The organism is Actinomadura sp. K4S16, from assembly GCF_008327685.1.
Lineage (GTDB): Bacteria > Actinomycetota > Actinomycetes > Streptosporangiales > Streptosporangiaceae > Spirillospora.
Genome location: NZ_BDDE01000027.1, coordinates 143896 through 157336, shown reverse-complemented (window position 1 = coordinate 157336; position 13441 = coordinate 143896). Strand labels below are relative to the sequence as shown.

Annotated in this window: 12 protein-coding genes; 7 read left to right on the top strand and 5 right to left on the bottom strand. The window is 71.4% G+C overall.

The features are described 5' to 3' along the window. Window positions 1-10: 10 nt before the first annotated feature. The 3 genes from K4S16_RS45325 (at window position 11) to K4S16_RS39355 (ending at window position 2399) form a co-directional block, all read left to right on the top strand. Window positions 11-514, top strand: a complete 504-nt coding sequence (locus K4S16_RS45325; RefSeq protein ID WP_200842377.1) for a hypothetical protein — start codon at window positions 11-13, stop codon at window positions 512-514. Window positions 515-594: 80 nt separating this feature from the next. Then, on the top strand, window positions 595-1746 hold the full coding sequence (locus tag K4S16_RS39360) for a sensor histidine kinase (protein ID WP_149264182.1): 1152 nt from the start codon (window positions 595-597) through the stop codon (window positions 1744-1746). Beyond that, window positions 1743-2399, top strand: a complete 657-nt coding sequence (locus K4S16_RS39355; protein ID WP_149264181.1) for a response regulator transcription factor — start codon at window positions 1743-1745, stop codon at window positions 2397-2399. Before K4S16_RS39360 ends, K4S16_RS39355 begins: the two co-directional genes overlap by 4 nt. A gap of 39 nt (window positions 2400-2438) precedes the next feature. On the opposite strand, the gene K4S16_RS39350 is transcribed toward K4S16_RS39355, so the two are convergent. Continuing rightward, entirely contained in the window at window positions 2439-3629 is a 1191-nt protein-coding gene (locus K4S16_RS39350) for an NADP-dependent malic enzyme (protein WP_149264180.1), read from the bottom strand. A gap of 365 nt (window positions 3630-3994) precedes the next feature. On the opposite strand from K4S16_RS39350, the gene K4S16_RS39345 reads away from it, so the two are divergent. The 4 genes from K4S16_RS39345 to K4S16_RS39330 all read left to right on the top strand — a co-directional run bounded on the left by K4S16_RS39345 (window position 3995) and on the right by K4S16_RS39330 (window position 7688). Then, entirely contained in the window at window positions 3995-4906 is a 912-nt protein-coding gene (locus K4S16_RS39345) for an ABC transporter substrate-binding protein (protein WP_149264179.1), read from the top strand. A gap of 4 nt (window positions 4907-4910) precedes the next feature. Then, window positions 4911-5822, top strand: coding sequence for an amino acid ABC transporter permease (locus K4S16_RS39340; RefSeq protein WP_149264178.1), 912 nt, complete (start codon window positions 4911-4913; stop codon window positions 5820-5822). A gap of 68 nt (window positions 5823-5890) precedes the next feature. Continuing rightward, window positions 5891-6643 (top strand): amino acid ABC transporter ATP-binding protein, encoded by a 753-nt coding sequence (locus K4S16_RS39335; RefSeq protein WP_149264224.1) that lies wholly within the window; start codon window positions 5891-5893, stop codon window positions 6641-6643. A gap of 76 nt (window positions 6644-6719) precedes the next feature. Then, window positions 6720-7688, top strand: a complete 969-nt coding sequence (locus K4S16_RS39330; RefSeq protein WP_149264177.1) for a zinc-binding dehydrogenase — start codon at window positions 6720-6722, stop codon at window positions 7686-7688. A gap of 48 nt (window positions 7689-7736) precedes the next feature. Here K4S16_RS39330 and K4S16_RS39325 read toward each other — a convergent pair whose 3' ends face one another. From K4S16_RS39325 to K4S16_RS39315, 4 genes are all read right to left on the bottom strand, one after another. Further along, window positions 7737-8459, bottom strand: coding sequence for a PadR family transcriptional regulator (locus tag K4S16_RS39325; RefSeq protein ID WP_149264176.1), 723 nt, complete (start codon window positions 8457-8459; stop codon window positions 7737-7739). A 4-nt stretch (window positions 8460-8463) separates the two neighbouring features. Further along, window positions 8464-9315 carry a DUF4097 family beta strand repeat-containing protein gene (locus tag K4S16_RS39320; RefSeq protein ID WP_235037377.1) on the bottom strand — a complete coding sequence of 284 codons (852 nt, stop codon included), beginning with the start codon at window positions 9313-9315 and terminating at the stop codon, window positions 8464-8466. 48 nt (window positions 9316-9363) lie between these two features. Continuing rightward, the gene (locus tag K4S16_RS45320; protein ID WP_168221026.1) at window positions 9364-9540 is read right to left on the bottom strand and encodes a DUF6104 family protein; all 177 of its coding nucleotides are present in this window, start codon (window positions 9538-9540) and stop codon (window positions 9364-9366) included. Between the two features lie 71 nt (window positions 9541-9611). Continuing rightward, entirely contained in the window at window positions 9612-13322 is a 3711-nt protein-coding gene (locus K4S16_RS39315) for a multifunctional oxoglutarate decarboxylase/oxoglutarate dehydrogenase thiamine pyrophosphate-binding subunit/dihydrolipoyllysine-residue succinyltransferase subunit (protein ID WP_149264175.1), read from the bottom strand. Window positions 13323-13441 lie beyond the last annotated feature (119 nt).

The window sequence follows — 13441 nt, the reverse complement described above, 5'->3', positions numbered from 1 at the left end:
GAAAACGGACGTGCTGGTCAACGCGGGGCTGGGTGTGGTGTTCGCCCTGGGCGCCGCCTTCACCGCGTACATGCTCATCCGCAGCTGGGGCGGTGCCTACTGGCTATACACCACCGCCGTCTCCGCGGTGGTGTGCGGGCTGGCGCTGCTGCGCGGGCGGCGAAGGGCGTGGCCCCCGGTCGCGGGCCTGGTCGTGGCGGCCGGTGCCGTGGCGGGGTCCCTGGCGGCCGACCTGCCGCGGGAGCCGTCGCCCACGACGGCCCTGGCCCTCGCCGTGCTCATCGGCTCCTCGCTCAGGTCGCTGCCGGTGCCATCGGCGGTCGCCGTCGCCGCGGGCGGTGCCGCGGTCACCGCTTTCGGCTGGTCCGCCGGGCCCACCGCCCCGATGGCCCTGGCCACGCTGCTGGTGGTCGGCGGGTTCGTCGCGGGGTCGGCGCTCCGCGCGGTCGACCTCGTCCGGCGGTCCGGGGCGCCGGGGGCCGGGTCGCCGCCGACCGGCCGGCCGCGGTGGTAGGGGCGGGCCGCGCCCGGGACGCCCCCTGCGGCGATCCGTCCGCATGCGGCGCCGGTCGGAGCGGGGATAGCCTCGTCGGCGTGACCGTTCCGGGTGGATGGGGCCGGGGCGCCTCCGTGGCAGGGCTCGCCGCCGTGTTCCTCGCGGCGATCGCCGTGCAGGCCGCCGCCATCGCGCAGACCTGGGGCGGCTGGTACTGGGTGCCGGGCGCCGTCTCCGCGGCGGTGGTGTGCGTCCCCGCGCTGCTGGGGCTGCGCAGGCCGCTCTGGCCGGCGGTCGCCGGGTTCGGCCTCGCGGCGGCGGCCGTCCTCGTCCGCCTGGCCGGCCCCGACCTTCCCGCCGAGCCCAGCCCGGCGATGACCCTGGGGCTGGCGGTGCTGACCGGCTCCGCCCTCCGGACCCTCGCGCCGGTGCGGGCCGCCGCCGTCGCGGCCGCCGGACCCGTGCTGATCATCGCCGGTCAGCTCGCCGCCGGCACCCCGTCCGGCGGCCTCGCGGCGCTGACGGCGCTGGACGGCCTGGTCTGGCTGGCCGCCGTCGGCGCCGGGCTCCCGCTGCGGCTCCTGGACGCGCGGGCGCGCCGGGTGGCCGAGGAGGTCCGCCGGGACGAGCGGCTGGAGCTGGCCCGGGAGCTGCACGACGTCGTGGCCCACCACATCACGGGCATGGTGGTCCAGGCGCAGGGCGCCCAGGTGGTCGCGCGACGGAACCCGGAGCAGGTGGGCGAGTACCTCGGCGAGATGGAGGCGGCGGGCACCGAGGCCCTGGCCGCGATGCGGCGGGTCGTCGGTCTGCTGCGCGACGCCGACGACGCGGCGCCGGCGTCCCCGGGGACGGAGCGCCTGGGCGCGCTGGTGGAGCGCTTCCGCCGGCAGGGCCCGGAGGTGCGGCTGAGCATGCCGGACGGGGCCGCGGACGCCCAGTGGCCGCCGGAGGTGACCACCACCGTGTACCGCGTCGCCCGGGAGGCGCTGACGAACGTGCTGCGGCACGCGCCCGGGGCCCGGTCCGTCACGGTCACCGTCGAGCGGGCCCCGGGCGGCGTCACCGTCGAGGTCGCCGACGACGCCCCGGCGGCCCCGGCCCGGCACCCGCATCGCGGCGGTTACGGATTGATCGGCATGCGTGAACGCGTCGAATCGCTCGGCGGCTCGCTGCGCGCCGGACCGCGGCCCGGCGGCGGCTGGTCCGTGCGGGCGGAGCTTCCCGTCCCCGCGGGGGAGCCCAAATGACGATCTCGGTCCTGCTCGCCGACGACCAGGCGATGATCCGCCGAGGGCTGCGGCTGATCCTGGAGGACCAGCCCGACATCAGCGTCGTCGCGGAGGCGGCCGACGGGGCCGAGGCGGTCGACCTGGCGCGTCGGCTGCGCCCGGACGTGTGCCTGGTCGACATCAGGATGCCCCGGCTCGACGGCATCGCGGTGACCCGGGCGCTGGCCGGCCCGCGGGTGCCCGACCCGATGCGGGTCGTCGTGGTCACCACCTTCGACCTGGACGAGTACGTGTACGGGGCGCTGCGCGGCGGCGCGGTCGGCTTCGTCCTCAAGGACGCCGGACCCGCGCTGCTCGTCGAGGCGGTCCGCGCCGCCCACAACGGCGAGGCGCTGGTCTCGCCCGCCGTCACCGTCCGGCTGCTGCGGCACCTGGCGGCCGCCTCGGCCCCGCCGCGCGCCGTGCGGCCCCCGCCCCTGTCGGACCGCGAACTCGAAGTCGTCCGGGCCCTGGCGCGAGGCCGGACCAATCAGGAGATCGCCGCCGAGCTGTTCATCTCGCTCAGCACCGTCAAGAGCCACCTGTCGGGCATCCAGACCAAACTGGGGGTGCGCAACCGGGTCGGCATCGTCACCTGGGCGTGGGAGAACAACCACGTCGAACCGTCCTGAACGGCCCGTGTCCCGGGCGGGACACGGGCCGTCGGAAGGTCAGATGCGGGCGACGCCCTCTTCGCGGGCCTTCGCGGCGACCGCGGCCGTGACGGCGGGGGCCACCCGGTCGTCGAAGGGGCCGGGGATGACGTAGTCGGCGGTCAGGTCGTCGCCGACGATGTCGGCCAGGGCGTTCGCCGCGGCCAGCTTCATCCCCTCGGTGATGGTGTGGGCCCGGACGTCCAGCGCGCCGCGGAAGATGCCCGGGAACGCCAGCACGTTGTTGATCTGGTTCGGGAAGTCGCTGCGGCCGGTCGCGACGACCTTGGCGTGCCGCCGGGCGACCTCCGGGTGGACCTCCGGAGTGGGGTTGGAGAGCGCGAAGACGATCGCGTTCTCCGACATCGTGGCGACGCACGACTCGTGGACGGTGCTGCCGGACAGGCCGATGAACACGTCGGCGCCGCGCAGCGCCTCCTCCGTGGAGCCCTTCAGGTGCGAGCGGTTGGTGATCGCCGCGATGCGCTCCTTGACGGGGTTCAGCCCGTCGCGCCCCTCGTGGATGATGCCCTTGCTGTCGGACAGGGCGATGTCGCCGATGCCCGCCTCGATCAGGATCTGCGAGACCGCGATGCCGGACGCGCCCGCGCCCGCCACGACCGCGCGCAGCTCCGACAGCGGCTTGCCGACGTAGCGCGCCGCGTTGGTGAGGGCGGCGAGCGCGACGATGGCGGTGCCGTGCTGGTCGTCGTGGAAGACGGGGATGTCGAGGGCGGCGCGCAACCGGTCCTCGATCTCGAAGCAGCGGGGGGCGCTGATGTCCTCCAGGTTGATGCCGCCGAAGCTCGGGGCCATCCGGATCACGGTGTCGACGATCTCGTCGACGCCGGTGCAGCTCAGCGCGATCGGCACGGAGTCGACGTTCGCGAACTCCTTGAACAGCAGGGACTTGCCCTCCATGACCGGCATGGACGCGGCCGGGCCGATGTCGCCGAGGCCGAGCACGGCGGTGCCGTCGGTCACGACCGCGACGACCTTGGAGGTCCAGGTGTAGTCGTAGGCCAGTTCGGGGTTGTCTGCGATCGCGGTGCACACGCGGGCGACGCCCGGCGTGTAGGCCAGCGAGAGGTCGTCCTTGTTGCGGACGGGGATGGTCGAGCGCATCTCGAGCTTGCCGCCGCGGTGCAGCGGGAACGCCGGATCGTCGTCCAGTGAGGGCGGTTCGGTGGGAATGGGCTCAGCAGCCACAGCGACCCCTGTCAGTGAAAGTTGGCTTTCTTGCGATGCCGCCGCGGGTGGTGGTGTGGTGTGGTGGCCGGTCACCCGGTGCTATCTCGCGACGCACGGGGGTCACCCGTTGTCTGATTGTGCCACACGGGGTGGTGCCCCTCCCGTGGCCGGGGTGGGTGGTGACCGTCACGTGACCGTGCCCACACCGTGTCCGGTCCGTCGCGTTGCGTGGGGCATACCCCGGTGAACGCATATTGATCTGGGGCTGCCTCGTTGCGTGATTGTTTCGCACCCTTTATCCAGATCAGGGACGTTGTACGCCAAACTGTGCACCTGACCTTCGGATCTACGCGGATCCGACGAAACCACCTGGAGGGGGACCAGTGATCACCGGTTCTCTGCGCCGCCGCGCCGTCGCGGCGAGCGCGCTCGTACTGACGGGCGCGCTCGCGCTGTCCGCATGCGGCGACAGCAACGACTCGGGCGACTCGGGCTCCGCGGCCTCGAACACGAGCGTGGACAGCAAGCTCGCGGCGATGGTCCCGGCCGCCATCAAGAGCGACGGGAAGATCTCGATCGGCACCGACGCCTCGTACCCGCCCAACGAGTCCGTCGACCCGGCGTCGCAGAAGATCGTCGGCTGGGACGTCGACCTCTTCAACGCCGTCGCGGCCAAGCTCGGCCTGAAGACCGAGTACAGCAACGCGGGCTTCGACACGATCATCCCGGGCGTCCAGTCCGGCAAGTACGAGGTCGGCGTCTCGTCCTTCACCGACACCAAGGAGCGGGAGGGGGCCGTCGACTTCGTCACCTACTACTCGGCCGGGACCACCTGGGCCGTGCTGAAGGGCAACCCGAAGGGCGTCAACCCCGACGACGCCTGCGGCAAGTCCATCGGCGTCCAGCAGGGCACCGTTCAGGTCGACGACCTCAAGGCGCGCAGCAAGAAGTGCACCGACGCGGGCAAGCCGGCCATCAAGCCCGTCGTGCGCAAGCAGCAGACCGAGGTCAACAACGACCTGGTGGCGGGCAAGGTCGACGGCATGGCCGCCGACTCGCCCATCGTCGGCGACGCGGTGAAGAAGACCGGCGGCAAGCTGCAGATCATCGGCCAGACCTACGACACCGCCCCCTACGGCTATGCGATCGGCAAGAACTCCGGCCAGTTCAAGGAGGCCATCCAGGCCGCGCTGAAGGCGCTGATCGCGGACGGCACCTACAAGAAGATCCTCACCGATGCCGGTGTGGAGACCGGCGCGATCACCGACCCGAAGATCAACGGGGCGCAGAGCTGATCGCATGACGGTCGACAACGACGTCGAGAAGGGACGGCCTGAGGCGATCAAGGCCGTCCCGGTCCGGCATCCGGGCCGCTGGCTCGGGGCGGCGGTCGTCCTCGTGCTGGTCGCCATGTTCATCCACTTCCTGCTGACCAGCAAGGCGCTGGACTGGGCGGAGCAGTGGAAGTACCTGTTCTCGGATCCGGTGCTCAAGGGCGTCCGGAACACCGTCTGGCTCACCCTGGCCGCCATGGTCGGCGGCGTCGTGCTCGGCATCGTGCTCGCGCTGATGCGGCTGTCGGCCAACCCCCTGCTCAGCGGCGCGGCCTGGGTGTACCTGTGGTTCTTCCGCGGCACGCCGCTCTACACGCAGCTGCTCATCTGGGGTGCGATCGGCTCGCTGTTCCCGACGGTCGGGATCGGCATCCCGTTCGGACCCGAGTTCGAAACGTGGAAGACGCAGGAGCTGGTCAACGCCGCGATCGCGGCGTCGCTGGGGCTGATCCTCAACGAGGCCGCCTACATGGCCGAGATCGTCCGGGCCGGCATCCTGTCGGTGGACGAGGGCCAGCAGGAGGCCGCGAGCGCGCTCGGCATGTCCCGGATGCAGACGATGCGGCGGATCGTGCTGCCGCAGTCGATGCGCGTCATCGTCCCGCCGACGGGCAACGAGGCGATCTCGATGCTGAAGAACACCTCGCTCGTCGTGGCCATCCCGTACTCGGAGCTGACCTTCACGGCGCAGACCATCTACGCCAGCACCTACAAGATCATTCCAATGCTGGTGATGGCCTGCCTGTGGTACCTGCTCATCTCCTCGCTCATGATGATCGGGCAGCACTACCTGGAGCGGTACTACAGCAGGGGCACCAGCAAGGGGGCGGACGCCAGGCAGCGGTTCCGCTTCCGCGGCGGAGGAGGCGGCCAGTGAACGGAGGCGAGGACATCGTGGGCGACGCCCCCGGCGTCCCGGAGCCGGCGGTCGAGAGCGGCGGGCTGATGGTCAAGGCCGAGGCGGTGCACAAGTCGTTCGGCCGCCTGGAGGTGCTCAAGGGCATCAACCTGGAGGTCAAGCCCGGCGAGGTGATGTGCGTCGTCGGGCCGTCCGGGTCCGGCAAGTCGACGTTCCTGCGCTGCATCAACCACCTGGAGAAGATCAACGCGGGACGGCTGTGGGTGAACGGCCACCTCGTCGGCTACCGGGAGAAGGGCGGCAAGCTCTACGAGCTGCGCGACCGGGAGGTCGCCGCCCAGCGCCGCGAGATCGGCATGGTGTTCCAGCGGTTCAACCTCTTCCCCCACATGACGGCGCTGGAGAACGTCATGGAGGCGCCCTGCCGGGTGAAGAGGCAGCCGAAGGCGCAGGTCCGGGAACGGGCCGTCGCCCTGCTGACCCGGGTCGGGCTCGGCGACAAGGTGAGCAGCTACCCGGCGCAGCTGTCCGGCGGGCAGCAGCAGCGGGTCGCGATCGCGCGGGCCCTCGCCATGGAGCCCGCGCTGATGCTGTTCGACGAGCCGACCTCCGCCCTGGACCCCGAGCTCGTCGGCGAGGTCCTGGAGGTCATGAAGCAGCTCGCCCTCGACGGCATGACCATGGTCGTGGTCACCCACGAGATGGGCTTCGCCCGCGAGGTCGGCGACTCCCTGGTCTTCATGGACGGCGGCGTCGTGGTCGAGGAGGGCACCCCCCGGGAGGTCCTGACCAACCCGAAACACCCCCGAACCCAGGACTTCCTCTCCAAGGTCCTGTGACGTCCGAGCACGCGGCCCGTCCCCGACAAGCGGGGGCGGGCCGTTTGCGCGGGCGGCCGGCGGTTAGTGTCGGTTCATGTTCGCTGTCACGGCCACACAGATCGACGCAGACAATCCGCTGAACGGGCTCACGCTGGGGGAGCGGCCCGATCCCGAGGCACCGGACGGGTGGACGACCGTCACGGTGAAGGCCGCCGCGCTCAACCACCACGACCTGTGGTCGCTGAAGGGCGTCGGGCTGTCCGCCGACCGGCTCCCCATGATCCTCGGCTGCGACGCGGCCGGAGTGGACGAGGACGGCAACGAGGTCATCGTCCACTCGGTGATCGGCGACCCGGCCCGGGGCGGCGGCGACGAGACCCTCGACCCGAAGCGGTCGCTGCTGTCGGAGACCCACCCCGGGACGCTCGCGGAGAAGGTCGCGGTGCCGCGCCGCAACCTCGTCCCCAAGCCCGCGGAGCTGTCGTTCGAGGAGGCGGCCTGCCTGCCGACCGCGTGGCTCACCGCGTACCGCATGCTGTTCGACAAGGCAGGGCTCCAGCCCGGCGCGTCCGTGCTGGTGCAGGGCGCGGGCGGCGGCGTCGCGACCGCGGCGATCGCGCTGGCGGCCGCCGCCGGGTACCGGGTCTACGCCACCAGCCGCAGCGAGGCCAAGCGCAAGCGGGCCGAGGAGCTCGGGGCGGACGCCGCCTTCGAGACGGGCGCGCGGCTGCCCGAGCGCGTCGACGCCGTGATCGAGACGGTCGGGCAGGCGACCTGGTCGCACTCGCTGAAGTCGCTGCGGCCCGGCGGCCGGATCGTGGTGTCGGGCGCGACCAGCGGGCAGGTGCCGCCCGCCGAGCTGAACCGGGTGTTCTTCCTCCAGCTCCAGATCGTCGGCTCCACCATGGGCACCCGCGACCAGCTGGAGCGGCTCGCCCGCTTCCTGGTCAAGACCGGCGTGCGGCCGCACGTCGACCGGGCGCTGCCGCTGAGCCGGGCGAAGGAGGGCTTCGCCGCGATGGCGGAGGGCGACCTCTTCGGCAAGATCGTCTTCACGCCGTGAGGACGTGACGCCGTGACGCCGTAGGGCGGGCCGTGGCCGGGAGGCCGGTCACGGCCTCCGGTCGAAGATCTCGTTCCGCAGCCGCTCGCGGGTCTCGTCGAGGAGGGCCTGCGCGGCGGCGAGGTCGTCGTCGTCCAGCCGGGCCTTCTTCGCCGACTTGCGGACGTCCTCGACGAACCGGCGGAGCAGGCGCTCCAGCTTGAGGCGGGCGACGTCCTCGCGGGTACCGGTCGCCGTCTTCCAGGCGTCGTCCCAGTTCTGCCGCCACTCCTCCTTCCACGCCTGCTTCTGCTCCCGCCAGTACTCCTTCTGCCGGCGCCACTCGTCCTTCTGGCGCTCGGTGGTCTCCTTCCACGCGTCCTTGGACGTGGTCTTGCCCTGGTCGCGCATCGTCCGGGCGGCCTGGGTCAGCTCCTCGCGCAGCGTCCGGACGGTCTGCCGGACGTCCTCCTGCACGCCGCGGGCGAACTCCTGCGCGGAGGCGGCGATCTCCTCCTCCAGCTCGGCCAGCTCGTCCATCCGGCGCTCCAGCTCCTCGCGGCCCTTGTCGGTCAGCGAGTACACCTTCTTGCCCTTGACCACCTCGTGGGTGACCAGGCCCTCGGCCTCCAGCCGGGCCAGCCGCGGATAGATCGTGCCGGGGGAGGGGGAGTAGACCCCGAGGAACCGGTCCTGCAGGAGCCGGATCACCTCGTAGCCGTGCCGGGGGCTCTCCTCCAGCAGCTTGAGCAGGTACAGCCGCAGGCGACCGTGGCCGAAGACGGGGCTCACGTCGTCACTTCTCCATTCGGGGTGTGGTGATCTCCGGCGCGTCGTCGTCGCGGCCGAGGAGGGCGATCGCGCCGGACACCGTGTTGACCGAGATCCGGCCCGAGCCGTCCCCCGTCTTGCCGGTGACGGCGCGCGAGACGGTGCGCTCCTGCCGGTCGAGCGCGAAGGACGTCTCGATCCGCCCGGCGGCCGAGTTGAGCGCGACCTGCGCGCCGGTGGACGCGGGGACGCGCAGCGCCACCTCGCCCGAGACCGTGTTGACCTCGACGGCGCCGTCCCGGGCCAGGTCGACGTCGGCGGCGATGCGGCCGCTCACCGTGCGGGCCGCCAGCCGCTCGACGGACGCGCCGGCCAGGGTCAGGTCGCCGGACACGGACGTGAACGACATCGTCCCGTCGAGCCCCTGCGCCTCGATCGCGCCGGAGACCGTGTTGGCGTCGATCGCGCCCGCCACCCCGTCGAGCGTCACATCGCCGGAGGCGCTCTTGATGGACGTGCGTGCCGTCGTGCCGGTCACCACCGCGTCCGCCGACACCAGGTTGAGGTTGACGGGGCAGTCGCGCGGGACGGTCACGGTGATCGACGCGCGGACCTTCTGGTTGCGCAGCCAGCCGAGCACGCCCTCCCAGAGCTTCTCGTGGGTGACGGTCAGCATCCCCGCCTCGTGCGTGACCACCAGCGGCGGGCCCTCGACGCTCCCGACCATGATGGAGGGGCGCTCGTCGGAGGCGAGCACCGACACGCTGCCCGCGATCAGCGTCACCCGCAGCGCGACCACGCCGTCGAAGTCGAGGGTGGTCGGTTCGTCGATCGTCCAGCGCGACATCGCGATGTGCCCTTCGTCCGAGGCCTGCATCCAGTAAACACGATATGTCGCGTTCGCCGGAAGTCAAGACATGTCGCGTTAGTCCTCCTCGTCGTCCAGCCTGGCCAGCCAGGTGGCGAGGCGGTCGACGGGGGTCTCGAACTCGGGGTTCAGGTCGACGAACTCGCGCAGCCGGCCGGCCAGCCACTCCAGGCTGACCTCCTCCGCGCCGCGCCGGTCGACCAGTTCCTCGATGCCCCGGTCGGTGAAGTACATGCCGTCTCTCCCCATGGAAGCCCGAGGGCCCCGGCGCGGTGCACCGGAGCCCTCGGGTCGAATCCGTACCGCTACTTCTGCTCGCCGAACAGGCGCGCGAGCAGCGCGTCCTGCTCCGCCTGGTGCAGCTTCGCCGACCCCACCGCGGGGGACGAGGACGCCGGGCGCGACACCCGCGACATCTTCAGCCCCTCGATGTGGTGCGGCAGCTTCAGCGCCATGAACGGCCAGGCGCCCATGTTGGCGGGCTCGTCCTGCACGAAGACGATCTCGACGCCGGCCGGGTACTTGGCCAGCTCCGCCTTGATCTCGTCGACCGGCGGCGGGTAGAGCCGCTCGACCCGCACGACCGCGGTGTCGTTCGCGCCGGCCGCCTGGCGGGCCTTCACCACGTCGTAGTAGATCTTGCCGGTGGTGAGCAGCACCCGCCGCACGCCCGCCGGGTCGATCGCCGGGTCGCTCTCGGGGATGACCGGCTGGAACGCGCCGGCGGTGATCTGCTCGACCGGGGACGTGGCCGCCTTCAGCCGCAGCAGCGACTTCGGCGTGAACACGACCAGCGGCTTGTGCCGGTTCGACAGGACCTGCCAGCGCAGCAGGTGGAAGTAGTTCGCCGGCGTCGTCGGGTAGACGACCGTCATGTTGTCCTGCGCGCACAGCTGCAGGTACCGCTCGATCCGCGCGGACGAGTGGTCGGGCCCCTGGCCCTCGTAGCCGTGCGGCAGCAGCAGCACGACGCCCGAATGCTGGCCCCACTTCTGCTCGCCGGAGGAGATGTACTCGTCGACGATCGACTGGGCGCCGTTGGCGAAGTCGCCGAACTGGGCCTCCCAGCAGACGAGCGCGTCGGGGCGGGTCATCGAGTAGCCGTACTCGAAGCCCATCGCCGCGTACTCGCTGAGCAGCGAGTCGTGCACGTAGAACTTCGACACGCCCTGCCCGAACTGCTTGAGCGGCGTGTACTCCTCGCCCGTCCTGCGGTCGACGAGCACCGCGTGCCGCTGGCCGAACGTGCCGCGCCGGGTGTCCTGCCCGACGAGCCGCACCGGGTGGCCGTCGATCAGAAGCGAGCCCATCGCCAGCAGCTCGCCGGTCGCCCAGTCGATCGCGTCGTCCTCGATCATCTGGGCGCGGCGCTGCAGGATCGGCTGGAGCCGCGGGTGCGGGGTGAAGCCCTCCGGCAGGCTGACCTGCGACTCGATGATCCGCTTCACGGTCTCCTGCGGGATCGCCGAGCCGGCCTTGCCGTGGTCGATCGGGATGCGCTCCTCGACGTCCGGCTTCACGACCGAGCCGGGTTCGAGGGGCTTCTTCACGGCCTCGCGGGTCTCGGTGAAGGCCCGCTCCAGCTGCTCCTGGTAGTCGCGGAGGGCCTGCTCGGCCTCCTCCACCGTGATGTCGCCGCGGCCGATCAGCGCCTCGGTGTAGAGCTTGCGCACGGACCGCTTGGCGTCGATCAGGTCGTACATGAGCGGCTGCGTGAACGAGGGGTTCTCGCCCTCGTTGTGGCCGCGCCGCCGGTAGCAGACCATGTCGATGACGACGTCCTTCTTGAACGTCTGCCGGTACTCGAACGCGAGCCGCGCCACCCGCGCGCACATCTCGGGGTCGTCGCCGTTCACGTGGAAGATCGGCGCCTGGATCATCCGCGCGACGTCGGTGGCGTAGACGCTGGAGCGCGAGTACTCCGGCGCCGTGGTGAAGCCCACCTGGTTGTTGATGATCACGTGCACGGAGCCGCCGGTGCGGTAGCCGCGCAGCTGCGACAGGTTCAGCGTCTCGGCCACCACGCCCTGCCCGGCGAACGCCGCGTCGCCGTGGATCAGGATCGGCAGGACGGTGAAGCCGGCCTCGCCGACGTCCAGGAGGTCCTGCTTGGCGCGGACGACGCCCTCCAGCACCGGGTCGACCGTCTCCAGATGGGAGGGGTTGGCGACCAGCTCGGTGTGGATCTTGGAGCCGTCGCTCGCGACGAAGTCGCCGGACGCCCCGAGGTGGTACTTCACGTCGCCCGAGCCCTGCGCGCTGCGCGGGTCGAGATTGCCCTCGAACTCGCCGAAGATCTGCCCGTAGGACTTGCCGACGATGTTGGCGAGGACGTTCAGCCGGCCGCGGTGCGCCATGCCGATCACGACCTCGTCCAGGCTGGCCTTCGCCGCCGCCGAGATCACCGAGTCGAGCAGCGGGATGACCGACTCGCCGCCCTCCAGGGAGAACCGCTTCTGCCCGACGAACTTCGTCTGCAGGAACGTCTCGAAGGCCTCGGCGCTGTTCAGCCGCCGCAGCACGTGCAGTTGCTCCTCGCGCGAGGGCTTCTCGTGCGGGACCTCCACGCGCTCCTGGATCCAGGCGCGCTCCTCCGGGTCCTGGATGTGCATGTACTCGATGCCGACCGTCCGGCAGTACGCCATCCGCAGCACGCCGAGGATCTCGCGCAGCCTCATCGTCGGCTTGCCGCCGAACCCGCCGGTCGCGAACTCGCGCTCCAGGTCCCACAGGGTGAGGCCGTGCTTGAGGATGTCGAGGTCGGGGTGGCGGCGCTGCTTGTACTCCAGCGGGTCGGTGTCGGCCATCAGGTGGCCGCGGACCCTGTAGGCGTGGATCAGCTCGTGCACGCGGGCGACCTTGGCGACGTCGTCCTCGTGGGTGGCGGAGATGTCCTTGACCCAGCGCACCGGCTCGTACGGGATGCGCAGCGCCTCGAAGATCTCGTCGTAGAAGCCGTCCTCGCCGAGCAGCAGCTGGTGGATGCGGCGCAGGAAGTCGCCGGACTGCGCGCCCTGGATGATCCGGTGGTCGTAGGTGGAGGTCAGCGTCATCACCTTGCTGATCCCCATGCGGGCCAGGGTGTCGCTGGACGCGCCCGCGAACTCGGCCGGGTACTCCATGGCGCCGACGCCGATGATCGTGCCCTGGCCGGGCATCAGCCGCGGCACCGAGTGGACGGTGCCGATCGTGCCCGGGTTCGTCAGGCTGATCGTGGTGCCCTGGAAGTCCTCGAGGGTGAGCTTGCCGCCGCGGGCCTTGCGGACGATCTCCTCGTAGGAGGCCCAGAACTGGCGGAAGTCCAGCGTCTCGGCGGCCTTGATGCTCGGCACGACCAGCTGCCGCGAACCGTCGTCCTTCTGCAGGTCGATGGCCAGCCCGAAGTTGACGTGTTCGGGCCTGATCAGCACCGGCTTGCCGTCCACCTCGGTGAACGCGGCGTTCATCTCGGGCATCGCGGTCAGCGCCCTGACGATCGCGTACCCGATGAGGTGCGTGAAGGAGACCTTGCCGCCGCGCCCGCGCTTGAGGTGGTTGTTGATGACGATGCGGTTGTCGATCAGCAGCTTGGCCGGGACGGCGCGCACGCTCGTCGCCGTCGGCACCGCGAGGCTGGCCTCCATGTTGGTGGCCGTCCGGGCGGCGACGCCGCGCAGCCGGACCTCCTCGGCGCCCGCCGGCACCGGCGGGGGGGCCGGCTTCTCGGCCTTGGGGGCCGGCGCCTTGGCGGCCTGCTTGGCCGGGGCCTTCGGCGGCGCGGCCGGCGGCTGCGGTGTCGGCGGAGCGGCCGCGGTGCCGTTCGCGGCCCTCGGGGCCGCGCCGTCGGCGGGGGCCTGGGGGGTGGCGGACGCGGGCCGGCTGTCCGGCTGGTAGTCCGCGAAGAAGTTCCACCAGGCTTCGTCAACGGAGTTCGGGTCGTCGAGGTACTTCTGGTACAGCTCGTCGACCAGCCACTCGTTGGCGCCGAAATCGGTCATCTTCGGGTCGGCACTTGTTTGCGACGACTCTGTCGACACGGCGGAGATCGCCCTCTTCCGCAGCTCGCAGGTAAGTTCTGAGACGCAACAAGGCTACTCGCACTTGCCCCCGAACCATGCCAGCGTGTCGCAAGCCCGCCCCCGCCGTCCCCCCGCGT

Excerpts from the sequence above, each read along its gene's own strand:
- K4S16_RS39355 (WP_149264181.1), top strand. The coding sequence starts at position 1,743 with ATGACGATCTCGGTCCTGCTCGCCGACGACCAGGCGATGATCCGCCGA.
- K4S16_RS39340 (WP_149264178.1), top strand. The coding sequence starts at position 4,911 with ATGACGGTCGACAACGACGTCGAGAAGGGACGGCCTGAGGCGATCAAG.
- K4S16_RS39335 (WP_149264224.1), top strand. The coding sequence starts at position 5,891 with ATGGTCAAGGCCGAGGCGGTGCACAAGTCGTTCGGCCGCCTGGAGGTG.
- K4S16_RS39330 (WP_149264177.1), top strand. The coding sequence starts at position 6,720 with ATGTTCGCTGTCACGGCCACACAGATCGACGCAGACAATCCGCTGAAC.
- K4S16_RS39320 (WP_235037377.1), bottom strand. The coding sequence starts at position 9,315 with ATGCAGGCCTCGGACGAAGGGCACATCGCGATGTCGCGCTGGACGATC.
- K4S16_RS45320 (WP_168221026.1), bottom strand. The coding sequence starts at position 9,540 with ATGTACTTCACCGACCGGGGCATCGAGGAACTGGTCGACCGGCGCGGC.